Consider the following 14209-nt stretch of genomic DNA (forward strand, 5'->3'; position numbering starts at 1 on the left):
GATCAGGCCGTCGCCGGGGCGAGGAAGCGGTCGTAGCCCTCGTCCTCGAGTCGGGTGGCGAGCTCCTTGCCGCCCTGCTCGGCGATCCGGCCGGCGACGAAGACGTGCACGAAGTCCGGCTGGATGTAGCGCAGGATCCGCGTGTAGTGCGTGATGAGCAGGACGCCGAGGCCGGTCGACGCGTGGGCGCGGTTGACGCCCTCCGAGACGATCTTGAGCGCGTCGACATCGAGGCCGGAGTCGGTCTCGTCGAGGACGGCGAACTGCGGGGCGAGCAGCTCGAGCTGGAGGATCTCGTTGCGCTTCTTCTCGCCGCCCGAGAAGCCCTCGTTGACGTTGCGCGCCGCGAAGGACGGATCCATCCGCAGGTCGGCCATGGCCTTCTTGACGTCCTTGGTCCAGGTGCGGATCGCCGGCGCCTCGCCTGCGATCGCGGTCTTGGCGGTGCGGAGGAAGTTGGTGTTGGTGACACCGGGGATCTCGACCGGGTACTGCATGGCGAGGAAGAGGCCGGCGCGAGCGCGCTCGTCGACGGTCATGTCGAGGACCTCGACACCGTCGAGGGTGATCGAGCCACCGTCGACGTGGTACTTCGGGTGCCCCGCGATCGTGTACGCGAGGGTGGACTTGCCGGACCCGTTCGGGCCCATCACCGCGTGGATCTCACCCTGGTTGATGGTGAGGTCGACACCGCGGAGGATCTGCTTGGTCCCCTGCTCGGTCTCGACACTGACGTGGAGATCGCTGATCTGGAGAACGGACATTCAGACTTCCTTCGTGACGGTCGGGTCGATGTAGACGTCGCCGTCGATGACCTCGACGACGAAGACGGGAACCGGCTCGAAGGCCGGCAGGTTCAGGGGGGCGCCGGTGCGCAGCGAGAACGCCGAGCCGTGGGCCCAGCACTCGAGGGTGTCGTCCTCGACGAAGCCCTCGGCGAGGGAGACCTCGCCGTGCGTGCAGGTGTCGCCGATGGCGTGGATCTCGCCGGCCGTGTCCTGCACGATCGCGATGGCGATGCCGTCGACGACGTAGCGGACGGCCTGGTTGGGGATCAGCTCCGAGGCGGCGCAGATCCGGGCGGCGTCGCTCATGCGGACACCTCCGGGCTGTACGCGCCGGTCTGCCCGGCGCTGCCGGCCAGCTCGGCCTCGATCGCGAGCTGGAGGCGGTCCTCGAGCTCGGTCACGCCGATCTGCTGCACGATCTCGCTGAGGAAGCCGCGGACGACCAGGCGGCGCGCCTCGTCCTCGCGGATGCCGCGCGACTGCAGGTAGAAGAGCTGCTCGTCGTCGAAGCGGCCGGTCGCCGAGGCGTGGCCCGCTCCGGCGATGTCGCCGGTCTCGATCTCGAGGTTCGGGATCGAGTCGGCGCGCGTGCCGTCCGAGAGGACCAGGTTGCGGTTCTGCTCGTAGCTGTCGGTCCCGTTCGCGCTCTGGCGGATCAGCACGTCGCCGATCCAGACCGTCCGCGCGCCCTGGCCCTGCAGCGCGCCCTTGTAGGTGACGCGGCTGCGGGTGTCGGGAGCGTCGTGGTCGACGTAGACCTGCTGCTCGAGGTGCTGGCCGCCGTCGGCGAAGTACAGGCCGAGGAGCTCGCCGTCCGCGCCGCGCTCGACGAGGTGCGCCGAGGGGTTCACCCGGACGATCGAGCCGCCGAGCGTGACGACGATGTGCTTGACCTTCGCGTCGCGGCCGACGCGGAGGAAGTGGTTCGCGAGGTGGCGGGCGTCGTCGGCCCACTCCTGCAGCGTGACGATCGTCAGCTGCGCGCCCTCGCCCACGAGGACCTCGACGTTCTCGGCGAGCGTCGCCTCGCCCTCGTTCTGCAGCACGACGACGCCGCGCGCGTACGGCGCGGCCTCGATGATCGTGTGCGCGGCACGGGGGGCGGAGCCGAGACCGGTGCGCACGAGCGTCGCGACCTTCTCGTCCTCGCCGGTCACCCGGATCGAGAGCGCCTGCTCGAACTGCGACCAGGCGTTCGCGGCGGCGCGGTCCTCGGGGAGGCCCGCGGTGCCGATCCGCGCGTCGTCGCGGCCGACCCAGGAGACGTCGACGCCCTCGACCGCGGCCGACTCCAGCGGAGTCGGCGAGCCGTCGAGGGGACCGTCGATCAGGTCGCCGAGGCGGGCGACCGGGGTCAGCTTCCAGGCGATCTCGCGACCGGTGACCGTCTCGAAGGCGTCGACGTCAGTGGACGCGAAGCGCTCGGAGCGGGTCTGCACGGGCGTGAACGCCCCGTCGGAGTGCGCGGCGATGCCCAGGCGCGCGGCGGCGTCCGCGCCGTCGATCGCAGGGGACGTCGGGGCGCTCGTGGGGACCGTCATCAGGCGGTGGTTCCTTTCGAAGGGTGCTGGCCGCCCGACTCGGGCGGCCTCGGGGCCGGTGGGGCGAGCGTCAGCCGACGCTGCCCTCCATCCCCATCTCGATGAGCTTGTTGAGCTCGAGGGCGTACTCCATGGGCAGCTCGCGCGCGATCGGCTCGATGAACCCGCGGACGATCATCGCCATGGCCTCGTCCTCCGGCATGCCGCGAGACATCAGGTAGAAGAGCTGCTCCTCGCTGACCTTCGAGACCGTGGCCTCGTGGCCGAGCTGGACGTCGTCCACGCGGATGTCGATCGCCGGGTAGGTGTCCGAGCGCGAGATCGTGTCGACCAGGAGCGCGTCGCAGCGCACCGTGTTCGCGGAGTGGTGCGCGTTGGCGTCCACCCGGACCTCGCCGCGGTAGCCGGCCCGGCCGCCGCCGCGGGCGATCGACTTGGAGACGATCGACGACTGCGTGTACGGAGCCATGTGGATCATCTTCGCGCCGGCGTCCTGGTGCTGGCCGGGCCCCGCGAACGCGACGGAGAGAGTCTCCCCCTTGGCGTGCTCGCCGACCAGGAAGATCGACGGGTACTTCATGGTGACCTTGGAGCCGATGTTGCCGTCGATCCACTCCATCGTCGCACCCTCGTGCGCGATCGCGCGCTTGGTGACGAGGTTGTAGACGTTGTTCGACCAGTTCTGGATCGTCGTGTAGCGCACGCGGGCGTTCTTCTTCACGATGATCTCGACGACGGCCGAGTGCAGCGAGTCCGACTTGTAGATCGGCGCCGTGCAGCCCTCGATGTAGTGGACGTAGCTGCCCTCGTCCGCGATGATCAGCGTCCGCTCGAACTGGCCCATGTTCTCGGTGTTGATCCGGAAGTAGGCCTGCAGCGGGATGTCGACGCGCACGCCCTTGGGGACGTACACGAACGAGCCGCCGGACCAGACCGCCGTGTTCAGCGCGGCGAACTTGTTGTCGCCGGCCGGGATGACGGTGCCGAAGTACTCCTCGAAGATCTCGGGGTGCTCGCGGAGGGCGGTGTCGGTGTCCATGAAGATGACGCCCTGCTCCTCCAGGTCCTCGCGGATCTGGTGGTAGACGACCTCGGACTCGTACTGCGCGGCCACGCCGCCGACGAGGCGCTGGCGCTCCGCCTCGGGGATGCCGAGCTTCTCGTACGTGTTCTTGATGTCGTCCGGGAGGTCCTCCCAGGTCTGCGCCTGCTTCTCGGTGGAGCGGACGAAGTACTTGATGTTGTCGAAGTCGATGTCCGACAGGTCGGCGCCCCAGGTGGGCATCGGCTTGCGCTCGAAGAGGGCGAGCGCCTTCATGCGCCGCTCGCGCATCCAGGCCGGCTCGTTCTTGAGCGCGGAGATGTCGGAGACGACCTCGGGCGAGATGCCGCGGCGCGCGGAGGCGCCGGCGGAGTCCGAGTCGGACCAGCCGAACTCGTAGACGCCCAGGCTCGCGAGCTCGGGGCGGTCGATCAGGATGTCTGACATAAGTACCTCGTTTCCTACCCACTGGTAACCGGTCGGGTTCCGGAGTCATTCCCCGAGGGGGATCCGAGGAGCACATCCGGGCCGACCACGCCATCGAGTCGATGGGCGGAGCGGAGCGGTGCGTCCCGGGAAGTCCTGAGGCTTGCGGTGGCGCTCCATCGGGCCGAGGTCCGGGTCTCGCCGTCACGGCGACCGACGCGTCCCGCGTCGAACCTGAACCAACTACTCATCCTACGGAAGCCGTGCTCCCAGTGGAACCTCTGCACCTGGGTGTCGCCCGGGCACTGGAGCCCGCGCCGCCAGACCCGCATGACCACACCCGTGTCTGTGGTCCGTGCTGGAGTGTCCGCATGACGAACGACGACAGCATCCCGACCCTCCCCCGCCTCCTCCTCGCGCTGGCGCGCACCGGCCTCGAGCCGGGCTCCGCGCGCGACTTCGGCGCGCTGGCCGAGCCGCTCGCGCGGAGCCTCCCGCTGCCGCGGCTCGCGCTCGCGCTGGTCCGGCTGCGCCGCCACCTGCGGACGGGTGGGACCAGCCGGCGAGCCGATCGCCGTCCGGGTCAGAGCGCGGGCGCGAGCTCCTCGACGGGCTGCCGACGCTGAGCGCGCACCGTGAAGAGGCGCGGATTCACGTCGAGCAGGACCCGCAGCGCGCCGACCCAGACGAACGCGGAACCGAGGAGGTGGACGGCGACGAGCGCCTCCGGCAGGGCGAGGAGCGACTGGGCGACGCCCACCAGCGCCTGCACCCCCACCACGACGAGGAAGGTGATCACGCGGCGCCGCGCCAACTCGGAGCCCGGCACGCGCGCCAGCAGCACCAGCAGCGCGAGGCCGAGCACGAGCGTGGCCGTCCCGAGGACCCCGTGCACGACGGTGACGCTCTCCCAGTGGAACCGCATCCGCGGCACCTCGGCCGAGTCGCCCGCGTGCGGGCCGGTGCCGGTCACCAGCGTGCCGACGGCGATCACGGCCAGCGTCACCGCGACGAGCGCGATGCTCACCCCTCGGGTGAGTGCATCCGGCTCGAACGCGACGGACTGCGAGCGGTGCGCTCGGTGCCAGGTCAGCGCCGTGGTCGTCAGCAGGGCGATCGCGAGCATGAAGTGGCCCGCGACGATGTACGGGTTGAGTCCCGAGTGCACGGTCGCGCCGCCGGCGAGCGCGTTCGCGACCACGAGCCAGAACTGCGACCAGGCCAGCCGGGTCATCGTGCGGTCGCGCGGCTTCTGCAGCCGGGCCGCGGTGATGGCCCAGCCGACCGCGACGATCAGCACGCCGGTGAAGGCGCGGTTGGTGAACTCGATGAAGCCGTGGATCCCGAGCTCCGGCGTCGAGGTCAGCGAGCCCGCATCGCAGGCGGGCCAGGTCGGGCAGCCGAGGCCCGAGCCGGTCAGGCGCACGACGCCGCCGAAGAAGATGATGAGGATGCTCGCGACGAGCGCGGCCGTCGTCCCCCAGCGCAGGGCGCGGGGGCTCAGGACGACCCGCTCGGCGAGGAACGAGAACGGCGTCACCATCAGAACGGCAGCAGCGGGTCGATGCCGACGGCGAGGAACAGCAGCGTGAGGTATCCGATCGAGCCGTGGAAGACGCGCATCGGCGAGACGTGCTCGTGACGGATCGCGAGGCTGTAGAGGCGGTGCGTCTCGGCGATGAACCAGACACCGCTCGCGAGGGCGACGACCGTGTAGACGACGCCCATGCCGGCGACGGGGATGAGCAGCAACGAGCACGCGACGGTGGCCCACGCGTAGAGGATGACCTGGAGACCGACGATGCTGCGCCCGCGCACGACGGCGAGCATCGGCACGCCGGCGGCGCGGTAGTCCTCGCGGTACTTCATCGAGAGCGGCCAGTAGTGCGGCGGTGTCCAGAGGAAGATCACCGAGAACAGGATGATCGGCGCCCAGTCGAGCGAGTTCGTGACCGCGGCCCAGCCGATCAGCACGGGCATGCAGCCCGCGATGCCGCCCCAGACGATGTTCTGCGGCGTGCGGCGCTTGAGGAACAGCGTGTAGAAGAGCACGTAGATGAGGATCGCGGCGAGCGAGAGCGACGCGGCCAGCCAGTTGGCGGTCAGGCCGAGCCAGACGATCGACAGCACGCCGATGGTGGTCGCGAAGACCAGGGCCTCCCGGTCGGAGACCTCGCCGGTGACGAGCGGGCGGTTCCGGGTCCGCTTCATCACGCGGTCGATGTCGCGGTCGATGTAGCAGTTGAACGCGCCGGCCGACCCGGCGCTGAGCGCCCCGCCGATGAGGACGTTGAGGACCAGCAGCAGGTTCGGGATCCCGCCCTGCGCCAGGATCATCGTGGGCGCGGTGACCACGAGCAGCAGCTCGATCACCCGCGGCTTCGTCAGCGCGACGTACGCCCTCACCTTGCGCGACAGGGGCGACCGGACGGGTCCTCCCCGCTCGATCGCGGTGGTCTCTGCGACTACGTCCATTGCTCCTCTAACGATCGATGATCCCGAACGAGTGTAATGCGCGCCGGATGGGGGCGGGCCCGGAGTGCACGCTTGTCCAATCGGACGCCGACATATGCGAGGCGCAACCCCCGATCCCCGGCGCACCCCCCTCCGTATACTCGGAACTGCTCGCCAGAGCGCCCGGCCCGCACCCGAGTTCCGCCCGACTGATCAGTCGCGCGAGGCCGAACGGGGCGTCGTCGGAAGCATCGTGTCGAAGTCGTCATGCGCGCTCCACCATGCGAGAGGGCGGACGGTCCCCGTCTGCCCCACGTCTCGAGAAGGGTCAGTACCTAGTGTCAGAACTGCAATGGGATTCCATTGACGAGAAGGCAGTCGACACGGCGAGGGTTCTCGCCGCGGACGCGGTCGAGAAGGTCGGCAACGGCCACCCCGGCACCGCCATGAGCCTCGCGCCGGCCGCGTACCTCCTGTTCCAGAAGGTCATGCGCCGCGATCCGTCCGACGCGACGTGGATCGGGCGCGACCGCTTCATCCTCTCCGTCGGCCACTCCTCGCTGACGCAGTACGTCCAGTTCTACCTGGGCGGCTACGGCCTCGAGCTCGACGACCTCAAGGCGCTGCGCACCTGGGGCTCGAAGACCCCCGGCCACCCCGAGTACGGCCACACCGACGGCGTCGAGATCACCACCGGCCCGCTCGGCCAGGGCCTCGCCTCGGCCGTCGGCTTCGCCTACGCGGCGCGCTTCGAGCGCGACCTGTTCGACCCCGAGGCCGCCGCGGGCACCTCGCCGTTCGACCACTTCGTCTACGTCATCGCCGGCGACGGCGACCTGCAGGAGGGCATCACCAGCGAGGCCTCCTCGCTCGCCGGCCACCAGCAGCTCGGCAACCTCGTCGTCATCTACGACTCCAACCAGATCTCGATCGAGGACGACACCAACATCGCCTTCACCGAGGACGTCAAGGCCCGCTACGAGGCCTACGACTGGCAGGTCCAGGTCGTCGACTGGAAGAAGACCGGCGAGTACCACGAGGACGTCGCCGAGCTGCACGCCGCGATCGAGGCCGCCAAGGGCGAGACCGACAAGCCGTCGCTCATCATCCTGCGCACGATCATCGGCTGGCCCTCGCCGAAGAAGCAGAACACCGGCAAGATCCACGGCTCCGCCCTCGGCGCCGACGAGCTCCGCGGCCTCAAGGAGGTGCTCGGCTTCGACCCCGAGAAGACCTTCGACGTCGCCGACGAGGTCCTCGAGCACACCCGCAAGGCCGTCGAGCGCGGCCAGGCGCAGCACGCCGAGTGGAACGAGCAGCTCGAGGCGTGGGCGACCGCGAACCCCGAGAAGAAGGTCCTGCTCGACCGCGTCCTGAGCGGCGACCTCCCCGAGGGCGTCCAGGAGGCCCTCCCCGTCTTCGAGCCCGGCAAGGAGGTGTCGACCCGCGCCGCGTCCGGCAAGGTCATCAACGCCCTCGCCGGCGTCGTGCCCGAGCTCTGGGGCGGTTCCGCCGACCTCGCCGAGTCGAACAACACGACCATCGAGGGCGCCGGCTCCTTCGTGCCGAGCGAGTTCTCGACCCACGAGTGGACCGGCAAGAAGGGCGGCCGCGTGCTGCACTTCGGCATCCGCGAGCACGCCATGGGCGCGATCCTCAACGGCATCGTCCTGCACGGCAACACCCGCCCCTTCGGCGGCACCTTCCTGATCTTCTCCGACTACATGCGCCCGGCGGTCCGTCTCGCCGCGCTCATGAAGGCGCCGGCCATCTACGTCTGGACCCACGACTCCGTGGCCCTCGGCGAGGACGGCCCGACGCACCAGCCGGTCGAGCAGCTGGCGGCCCTCCGCGCGATCCCGGGACTGGACATCGTCCGCCCCGGCGACGCCAACGAGGTCGCCTACGCCTGGAAGACGATCCTGGAGCGCCGCGAGGGCCCGGCCGGCCTCGCGCTGACCCGCCAGAACATCCCCGTCTTCGAGCGCGGAGAGGGCGACGCCACCGGCGAGACCTTCGCCCACGCGTCGAACGTCGCCCGCGGTGCGTACATCCTCGCCGAGGCGCCGAACGGCACCCCCGACGTGATCCTCATCGCCACCGGCTCCGAGGTGCAGATCGCCGTCGAGGCGCGCGAGCTGCTCAAGGGCGAGGGCGTCAACGCCCGCGTCGTCTCGGCCCCGTCGCTCGAGTGGTTCGAGGAGCAGGACGCCGAGTACCGCGAGAAGGTGCTGCCGTCCGCCGTGAAGGCGCGCGTCTCGATCGAGGCCGGCCTGAGCCTCGGCTGGCAGAAGTACGTCGGCGACGCCGGCCGCTCGGTCTCCATCGAGCACTTCGGCGCCTCCGCCGACTACAAGACCCTGTTCCGCGAGTTCGGGATCACCACCGAAGCGGCCATCACCGCCGCCAAGGAGTCGCTCGCGGCGTCCTGACCACGAAGGCCGCGTCCACCCGGGCGCGGCCTTCGCCGTCGGGCCCACGACTCCCCACCGACCCGCACCATCGAACGAGAAGAAGAGACATGACCGAGAACACCCCCACCGCAGACCTCTCCGCCGCCGGCGTCAGCATCTGGCTCGACGACCTGTCGCGCTCGCGCATCTCGAGCGGCGGGCTGCAGAAGCTCATCGACGAGAAGAACGTCGTCGGAGTCACCACCAACCCCACGATCTTCGCCGCGGCCCTCGCCAAGGGCGAGTCCTACGACGAGCAGGTCGAGGAGCTCGCCGCCGCCGACACCTCGGTGACCGACGCGGTCTTCGCGATCACCACCGACGACGTCGCCGCCGCCTCCGACGTCTTCCGCCCGATCTACGACGCGACCAACGGCTACGACGGCCGCGTCTCGATCGAGGTCGAGCCGGGCCTCGCGCACGACGCGCAGGGCACCATCGAGCAGGCCAAGGCCCTCTGGGCCAAGGTCGACCGCCCGAACGCGATGATCAAGATCCCCGCGACCGTCGAGGGCCTCGAGGCCATCACCGAGGCCATCGGCTCCGGCATCTCGGTCAACGTCACGCTGATCTTCTCGCTCGCCCGCTACCGCGCCGTCATCAACGCGTACCTGGCCGGCCTCGAGAAGGCCAAGGACGCCGGCATCGACCTGTCGACCATCCACTCCGTCGCCTCGTTCTTCGTGTCGCGCGTCGACACCGAGATCGACAAGCGCCTCGAGGCCGTCGGCACCGACGAGGCCCTCGCGCTGAAGAGCAAGGCCGGCGTCGCCAACGCGCAGCTCGCCTACGAGGTCTTCGTCGAGGCGTTCGCCACCGAGCGCGCGCTGCTCCTGCAGGAGTCCGGCGCCAACCGCCAGCGTCCGCTGTGGGCTTCGACCGGCGTCAAGTCGACCGACCTCCCCGACACCCTCTACGTGACCGAGCTGGTCGCGGCGGGCGTCGTCAACACGATGCCCGAGAAGACCCTCGAGGCGACCTTCGACCACGGCGTCATCGCCGGCGACACGGTGACCGGCTCCTACGCCGACGCCAACGCCGTCCTCGACGCCGTCGCCGCGCAGGGCGTCTCCTACGCCGAGGTCACCGAGCTGCTCGAGAAGGAGGGCGTCGAGAAGTTCGTCGTCTCCTGGAACGAGCTGCTCGACACCGTCACCGCCGCGCTCGAGGGCGCGAAGGCGAAGGCCTGAGCATGACGATCCAGATCCACCTCAGCGGCGACGCCGAGAAGGCCGCCGACCGCGTCGTGCCGGAGCTCGTCGCCGACGAGGTCGCCTCGGGCATCACCGCCCAGGTCCCCACCCTCTGGGGTGCGGCGGCCGAGGAGGAGTCGGCGAAGCGCCTCGGCTGGACCGAGTCGACCACCGTCTCCCGCCCGCTGATCCCCGAGATCCTGGCGCTCCGCGAGGAGTTCCAGGCCAAGGGCATCGACCACATCGTGCTCGGCGGCATGGGCGGCTCCTCGCTCGCGCCCGAGGTCATCACCCGGACCGCCGGCGTCGAGCTCACCGTGCTCGATTCCACCGCGCCCGGGCAGGTCCTCGCGGCCCTGAACGACCGCCTCGCGTCGACCGCGGTCGTCATCTCGTCGAAGTCCGGCTCGACGGTCGAGACCGCCAGCCAGAAGAAGGCTTACGAGAAGGCGTTCACCGAGGCCGGCATCGACCCGCTCGACCGCATCGTCATCGTGACCGACCCCGGCTCGCCGCTCGACTCGTCCTCGCGCGAGGCCGGCTACCGGGTCTTCAACGCCGACCCGAACATCGGCGGCCGCTTCTCGGCGCTCTCCGCGTTCGGCCTCGTGCCGTCCGGACTCGCCGGCGCCGACATCGAGGCCCTCCTCGACGAGGCGGCGGAGGCGTCCCTCGGCCTGGCCGTGGACACCCCGGAGAACCCGGGTCTGCTCCTCGGCGCCGCGATCGCCGCCACCAGCCCCCGCCGCGACAAGCTCGCGATCGTGGCCGACGGCACGCACATCGTGGGCTTCGCCGACTGGGCCGAGCAGCTCATCGCCGAGTCCACCGGCAAGGACGGCACGGGCATCCTCCCCGTCGTCCTCGGCACCCTCGCCCCCGAGCTGTCGGAGGACCTCGCCGACGTGCAGGTCGTCCGCCTGGTCGAGGACGCGAGCGCGCTGCACCTGTTCCCGCGCGACCGGCACGAGGGCGAGATCCTCCTGTCCGGCTCGCTCGGCGCGCAGATGCTGACCTGGGAGTACGCGGTCGCGGTCGCCGGGCGCCTGCTCGGGATCAACCCGTTCGACCAGCCCGACGTCGAGTCGGCGAAGGTCGCGACCCGGGCCCTGCTCGAGAAGCGCCCGGAGCCGGCGACCCCGGCCTTCACGGACGCGGGCATCGAGGTGACCGGCACGTCGAACGTCACCGAGGGCGTCTCGACCATCGCCGCCGCCGTCGACCGCCTCCTCGCCCAGCTGGGCGAGGGCGGCTACGTGTCGATCCAGGCCTACGTCGACCGCCTCGCGCTGCCGCAGCTGGAGGGCGTCCGCGACCTCCTCGCCGCGCAGTCGAAGCGTCCGGTGACCTTCGGCTGGGGCCCGCGCTTCCTGCACTCGACCGGTCAGTACCACAAGGGCGGAGCGCCGACCGGCGTCTTCCTCCAGATCGCCGAGCGCGCGAGCACGGATCTCGAGATCCCCGAGAGCCCGTTCACCTTCGGCCAGCTGATCCAGGCCCAGGCCGCGGGCGACGCGAGCGTGCTCGCCGAGCACGGCCGCCCGGTCCTGACGCTGACCCTGACGGACCCCGAGGCCGACCTCGAGGCCCTCTTCGAGGCGCTCAACACCTGATCCGCCGGGCGCGGCGTCCCGACCTCCTCCGGGGGGCGGGACGCCGCGCCCGCGGTCGTCCGCGCGGTCCGCCCCGACCGCGCTCGCAAGCCCTCAGCGGAGCGGGCAGGCGTCACCACTCCCCCTCCGTCACCGATAGCAGTGCGCCGAGGCGCCGGCTCCGCCGGCCCGCGGCACACAGAAGGACACTGCACATGTCTGTGGACATCACTCCCGAGTTCAACCCGCTGCGGTTGAGCTTCGACCGACGGCTGAACCGGATCGCGGGGCCGAGCGGCCTCGTCATCTTCGGCGTCACCGGCGATCTCTCCCGCAAGAAGCTCATGCCGGCGGTCTACGACCTCGCCAACCGCGGCCTGCTGCCGCCCGGATTCGCGCTCGTCGGCTTCGCCCGGCGCGACTGGGACGACCAGGACTTCGAGAAGGTCGTGCACGACTCCGTCAAGAAGCACGCGCGCACCGAGTTCCACGAGGAGGTCTGGACCCAGCTCGCGCAGGGCATCCGCTTCGTGCAGGGCGAGTTCGACGACCCCGAGGCGTTCAGCCGCCTGAAGACGACGGTCGACGAGCTCGACCGCGAGCGCGGCACGAACGGCAACTTCGCCTTCTACCTCTCGATCCCGCCCAAGTCCTTCCCCCAGGTCACCGAGCAGCTGCGCAACTCGGGCCTCGCGGAGCAGAAGGACGGCCAGTGGCGCCGCGTCGTCATCGAGAAGCCCTTCGGCAGCGACCTGAAGACCGCACGCGAGCTCAACGCCGTCGTCGAGTCGGTCTTCCCGCCGGACTCCGTCTTCCGCATCGACCACTACCTCGGCAAGGAGACGGTGCAGAACATCCTGGCGCTGCGCTTCGCCAACATGATGTACGAGCCGCTCTGGAACTCGAACTACGTCGACCACGTGCAGATCACCATGGCCGAGGACATCGGAGTGGGCGGCCGCGCCGGCTACTACGACGGCATCGGCGCCGCGCGCGACGTCATCCAGAACCACCTGCTCCAGCTGCTCGCCCTCACGGCGATGGAGGAGCCGATCTCGTTCGACGCCGCGGACCTCCGCGCCGAGAAGGAGAAGGTCCTCGCGGCCGTCCGGCTGCCGAAGGACCTCTCGACCGTCACCGCCCGCGGGCAGTACTCCGGCGGCTGGCAGGGCGGCGAGAAGGTGCTCGGCTTCCTCGAGGAGGACGGCATGAGCCCGACCTCGACGACCGAGACCTTCGCCGCGATGCGCCTGGACATCGGCACCCGCCGCTGGGCCGGCGTGCCGTTCTACCTGCGCGCGGGCAAGCGCCTGGGCCGCCGCGTCACGGAGATCGCCGTGGTCTTCAAGCGCGCGCCGCAGCAGCTCTTCGCCGAGAGCCAGACCACCTCGCTCGGGCAGAACGCCCTGGTCATCCGCGTGCAGCCCGACGAGGGCGTCACCATGCGCTTCGGCTCGAAGGTGCCCGGCGCGGGCATGCAGGTCCGCGACGTCACGATGGACTTCGGCTACGGACACGCCTTCACCGAGGCGAGCCCCGAGGCCTACGAGCGTCTGATCCTCGACGTCCTCCTCGGCGAGCCGCCGCTCTTCCCGCGGCACGAGGAGGTCGAGCTCTCCTGGAAGATCCTCGACCCGATCGAGGAGTACTGGGCCACGCAGGGCCAGCCCGAGCAGTACCGCCCCGGAACCTGGGGCCCCGAATCCGCCGACGAGCTCCTCGCTCGCGACGGCCGCACCTGGAGGCGCCCGTGATCGTCGATCTGCCCGACACCACGACGAGCGAGGTCTCGAAGACCCTCGTCAAGATCCGCGAGGAGGGCGGCGCCGTCGCCCTCGGCCGCGTGCTCACCCTCATCATCGCGACCTCCCGGGGTCACGAGGAGGAGGCGATCGACGCCGCCAACGACGCGTCCCGCGAGCACCCGATGCGCGTCATCGTCGTCTCGAAGGACGACGGCCTGACCACGGTCCCCGTCGACGCCACCCCGCGCGTCGACGCGCAGATCCGCGTGGGTGGCGACGCCGGTGCGAGCGAGGTCGTCGTGCTCCGCCCGTTCGGCGACGCCGCGACGGACGAGGAGAGCCTGGTCACCGGGCTCCTGCTCCCCGACGCGCCCGTGGTCGCCTGGTGGCCGAACAGCGCGCCCGACAGCGCCTCGAAGTCGCCGATCGGCCGCATCGCGACGCGCCGGATCACCGACGCCTCCGCGCAGTCCAACCCGGCCGAGGCTCTGCACCACCTGGCCTCGACCTACGCCCCCGGCGACACCGACTTCGCCTGGACGCGCCTCACCCTGTGGCGCGCCCAGCTCGCCGCGGTGCTCGACCAGCCGCCGTACGAGCCGATCACGGCCGTCGAGGTCTCCGGTGCGCCCGACTCCCCCTCGACGATCCTGCTCGCCGCCTGGCTGCAGCTCGAGCTCGACATCCCCGTCGACCACGAGCTCACCATCAGTGCGACCGGGTCCAGCGGGATCCACGGGGTGCGCCTCTTCCGCGAATCCGGCGTGATCGAGCTCGAACGCTCGATCCCGAACGTCGCGACGCTGACGCAGCCGGACCAGCCCGTCCACGACATCTCCCTGCCGCGCCGGAGCCTCCGCGACTGCCTGGCGGAGGAGCTGCGCAGGCTCGACCCGGATGACCTGTACGGTGAAGTGATCTCGCGCGGTGTGGACATGCTCACCGAGAAGAACGACGCTCGCAGCGCGTCCTGAC

Annotated in this window: 12 protein-coding genes; 6 read left to right on the forward strand and 6 right to left on the reverse strand. The window is 70.5% G+C overall.

Annotated elements, in window-relative coordinates; translation table 11 throughout:
- Positions 1–2: 2 nt before the first annotated feature.
- From sufC to sufB, 4 genes are all read right to left on the reverse strand, one after another.
- Positions 3–764, reverse strand: a complete 762-nt coding sequence (gene sufC, locus EDF35_RS12260) for a Fe-S cluster assembly ATPase SufC (RefSeq protein WP_123446283.1) — start codon at positions 762–764, stop codon at positions 3–5.
- Complete coding sequence (locus tag EDF35_RS12265; protein WP_123446282.1) at positions 765–1094, reverse strand: non-heme iron oxygenase ferredoxin subunit; 330 nt, start codon at positions 1092–1094, stop codon at positions 765–767.
- The gene (gene sufD / locus EDF35_RS12270) at positions 1091–2329 is read right to left on the reverse strand and encodes a Fe-S cluster assembly protein SufD (protein WP_123704297.1); all 1239 of its coding nucleotides are present in this window, start codon (positions 2327–2329) and stop codon (positions 1091–1093) included. Before sufD ends, EDF35_RS12265 begins: the two co-directional genes overlap by 4 nt.
- Positions 2330–2399: 70 nt before the next feature.
- On the reverse strand, positions 2400–3818 hold the full coding sequence (gene sufB / locus EDF35_RS12275; protein WP_123446280.1) for a Fe-S cluster assembly protein SufB: 1419 nt from the start codon (positions 3816–3818) through the stop codon (positions 2400–2402).
- Positions 3819–4168: 350 nt separating this feature from the next.
- Between sufB and EDF35_RS12280 the strand changes: the two genes are divergently transcribed.
- The gene (locus EDF35_RS12280; RefSeq protein WP_133962527.1) at positions 4169–4423 is read left to right on the forward strand and encodes a hypothetical protein; all 255 of its coding nucleotides are present in this window, start codon (positions 4169–4171) and stop codon (positions 4421–4423) included.
- Here EDF35_RS12280 and EDF35_RS12285 read toward each other — a convergent pair.
- Entirely contained in the window at positions 4381–5340 is a 960-nt protein-coding gene (locus EDF35_RS12285; protein ID WP_133962528.1) for a COX15/CtaA family protein, read from the reverse strand. The two genes, EDF35_RS12280 and EDF35_RS12285, sit on opposite strands and share 43 nt — an antisense overlap.
- The gene (locus tag EDF35_RS12290) at positions 5340–6272 is read right to left on the reverse strand and encodes a heme o synthase (RefSeq protein WP_123704301.1); all 933 of its coding nucleotides are present in this window, start codon (positions 6270–6272) and stop codon (positions 5340–5342) included. The genes EDF35_RS12285 and EDF35_RS12290 overlap by 1 nt, the downstream gene beginning before the upstream one ends.
- A gap of 317 nt (positions 6273–6589) precedes the next feature.
- Between EDF35_RS12290 and tkt the strand changes: the two genes are divergently transcribed.
- The 5 genes from tkt to EDF35_RS12315 all read left to right on the forward strand — a co-directional run bounded on the left by tkt (position 6590) and on the right by EDF35_RS12315 (position 14208).
- Positions 6590–8683 (forward strand): transketolase, encoded by a 2094-nt coding sequence (tkt, locus tag EDF35_RS12295; RefSeq protein WP_133962529.1) that lies wholly within the window; start codon positions 6590–6592, stop codon positions 8681–8683.
- Positions 8684–8772: 89 nt separating this feature from the next.
- Entirely contained in the window at positions 8773–9894 is a 1122-nt protein-coding gene (gene tal / locus EDF35_RS12300) for a transaldolase (RefSeq protein ID WP_123446275.1), read from the forward strand.
- Positions 9895–9896: 2 nt separating this feature from the next.
- Positions 9897–11510: a glucose-6-phosphate isomerase gene (locus EDF35_RS12305; RefSeq protein ID WP_123704305.1), complete on the forward strand. Its 1614-nt coding sequence runs from the start codon at positions 9897–9899 to the stop codon at positions 11508–11510.
- A 194-nt stretch (positions 11511–11704) separates the two neighbouring features.
- Positions 11705–13243: a glucose-6-phosphate dehydrogenase gene (zwf, locus tag EDF35_RS12310; protein ID WP_123733088.1), complete on the forward strand. Its 1539-nt coding sequence runs from the start codon at positions 11705–11707 to the stop codon at positions 13241–13243.
- The gene (locus EDF35_RS12315) at positions 13240–14208 is read left to right on the forward strand and encodes a glucose-6-phosphate dehydrogenase assembly protein OpcA (RefSeq protein WP_123446272.1); all 969 of its coding nucleotides are present in this window, start codon (positions 13240–13242) and stop codon (positions 14206–14208) included. The genes zwf and EDF35_RS12315 overlap by 4 nt, the downstream gene beginning before the upstream one ends.
- The last annotated feature ends 1 nt before the right edge of the window (position 14209 follow it).

It is taken from the genome of Rathayibacter sp. PhB151 (assembly GCF_004366415.1).
GTDB classification, from domain to species: Bacteria; Actinomycetota; Actinomycetes; order Actinomycetales; family Microbacteriaceae; genus Rathayibacter; species Rathayibacter festucae.

Excerpts from the sequence above, each read along its gene's own strand:
- EDF35_RS12285 (WP_133962528.1), bottom strand. The coding sequence starts at position 5,340 with ATGGTGACGCCGTTCTCGTTCCTCGCCGAGCGGGTCGTCCTGAGCCCC.
- EDF35_RS12280 (WP_133962527.1), top strand. The coding sequence starts at position 4,169 with ATGACGAACGACGACAGCATCCCGACCCTCCCCCGCCTCCTCCTCGCG.
- sufB (WP_123446280.1), bottom strand. The coding sequence starts at position 3,818 with ATGTCAGACATCCTGATCGACCGCCCCGAGCTCGCGAGCCTGGGCGTC.
- EDF35_RS12265 (WP_123446282.1), bottom strand. The coding sequence starts at position 1,094 with ATGAGCGACGCCGCCCGGATCTGCGCCGCCTCGGAGCTGATCCCCAAC.
- tal (WP_123446275.1), top strand. The coding sequence starts at position 8,773 with ATGACCGAGAACACCCCCACCGCAGACCTCTCCGCCGCCGGCGTCAGC.
- EDF35_RS12305 (WP_123704305.1), top strand. The coding sequence starts at position 9,897 with ATGACGATCCAGATCCACCTCAGCGGCGACGCCGAGAAGGCCGCCGAC.
- EDF35_RS12290 (WP_123704301.1), bottom strand. The coding sequence starts at position 6,272 with ATGGACGTAGTCGCAGAGACCACCGCGATCGAGCGGGGAGGACCCGTC.
- sufD (WP_123704297.1), bottom strand. The coding sequence starts at position 2,329 with ATGACGGTCCCCACGAGCGCCCCGACGTCCCCTGCGATCGACGGCGCG.
- zwf (WP_123733088.1), top strand. The coding sequence starts at position 11,705 with ATGTCTGTGGACATCACTCCCGAGTTCAACCCGCTGCGGTTGAGCTTC.
- sufC (WP_123446283.1), bottom strand. The coding sequence starts at position 764 with ATGTCCGTTCTCCAGATCAGCGATCTCCACGTCAGTGTCGAGACCGAG.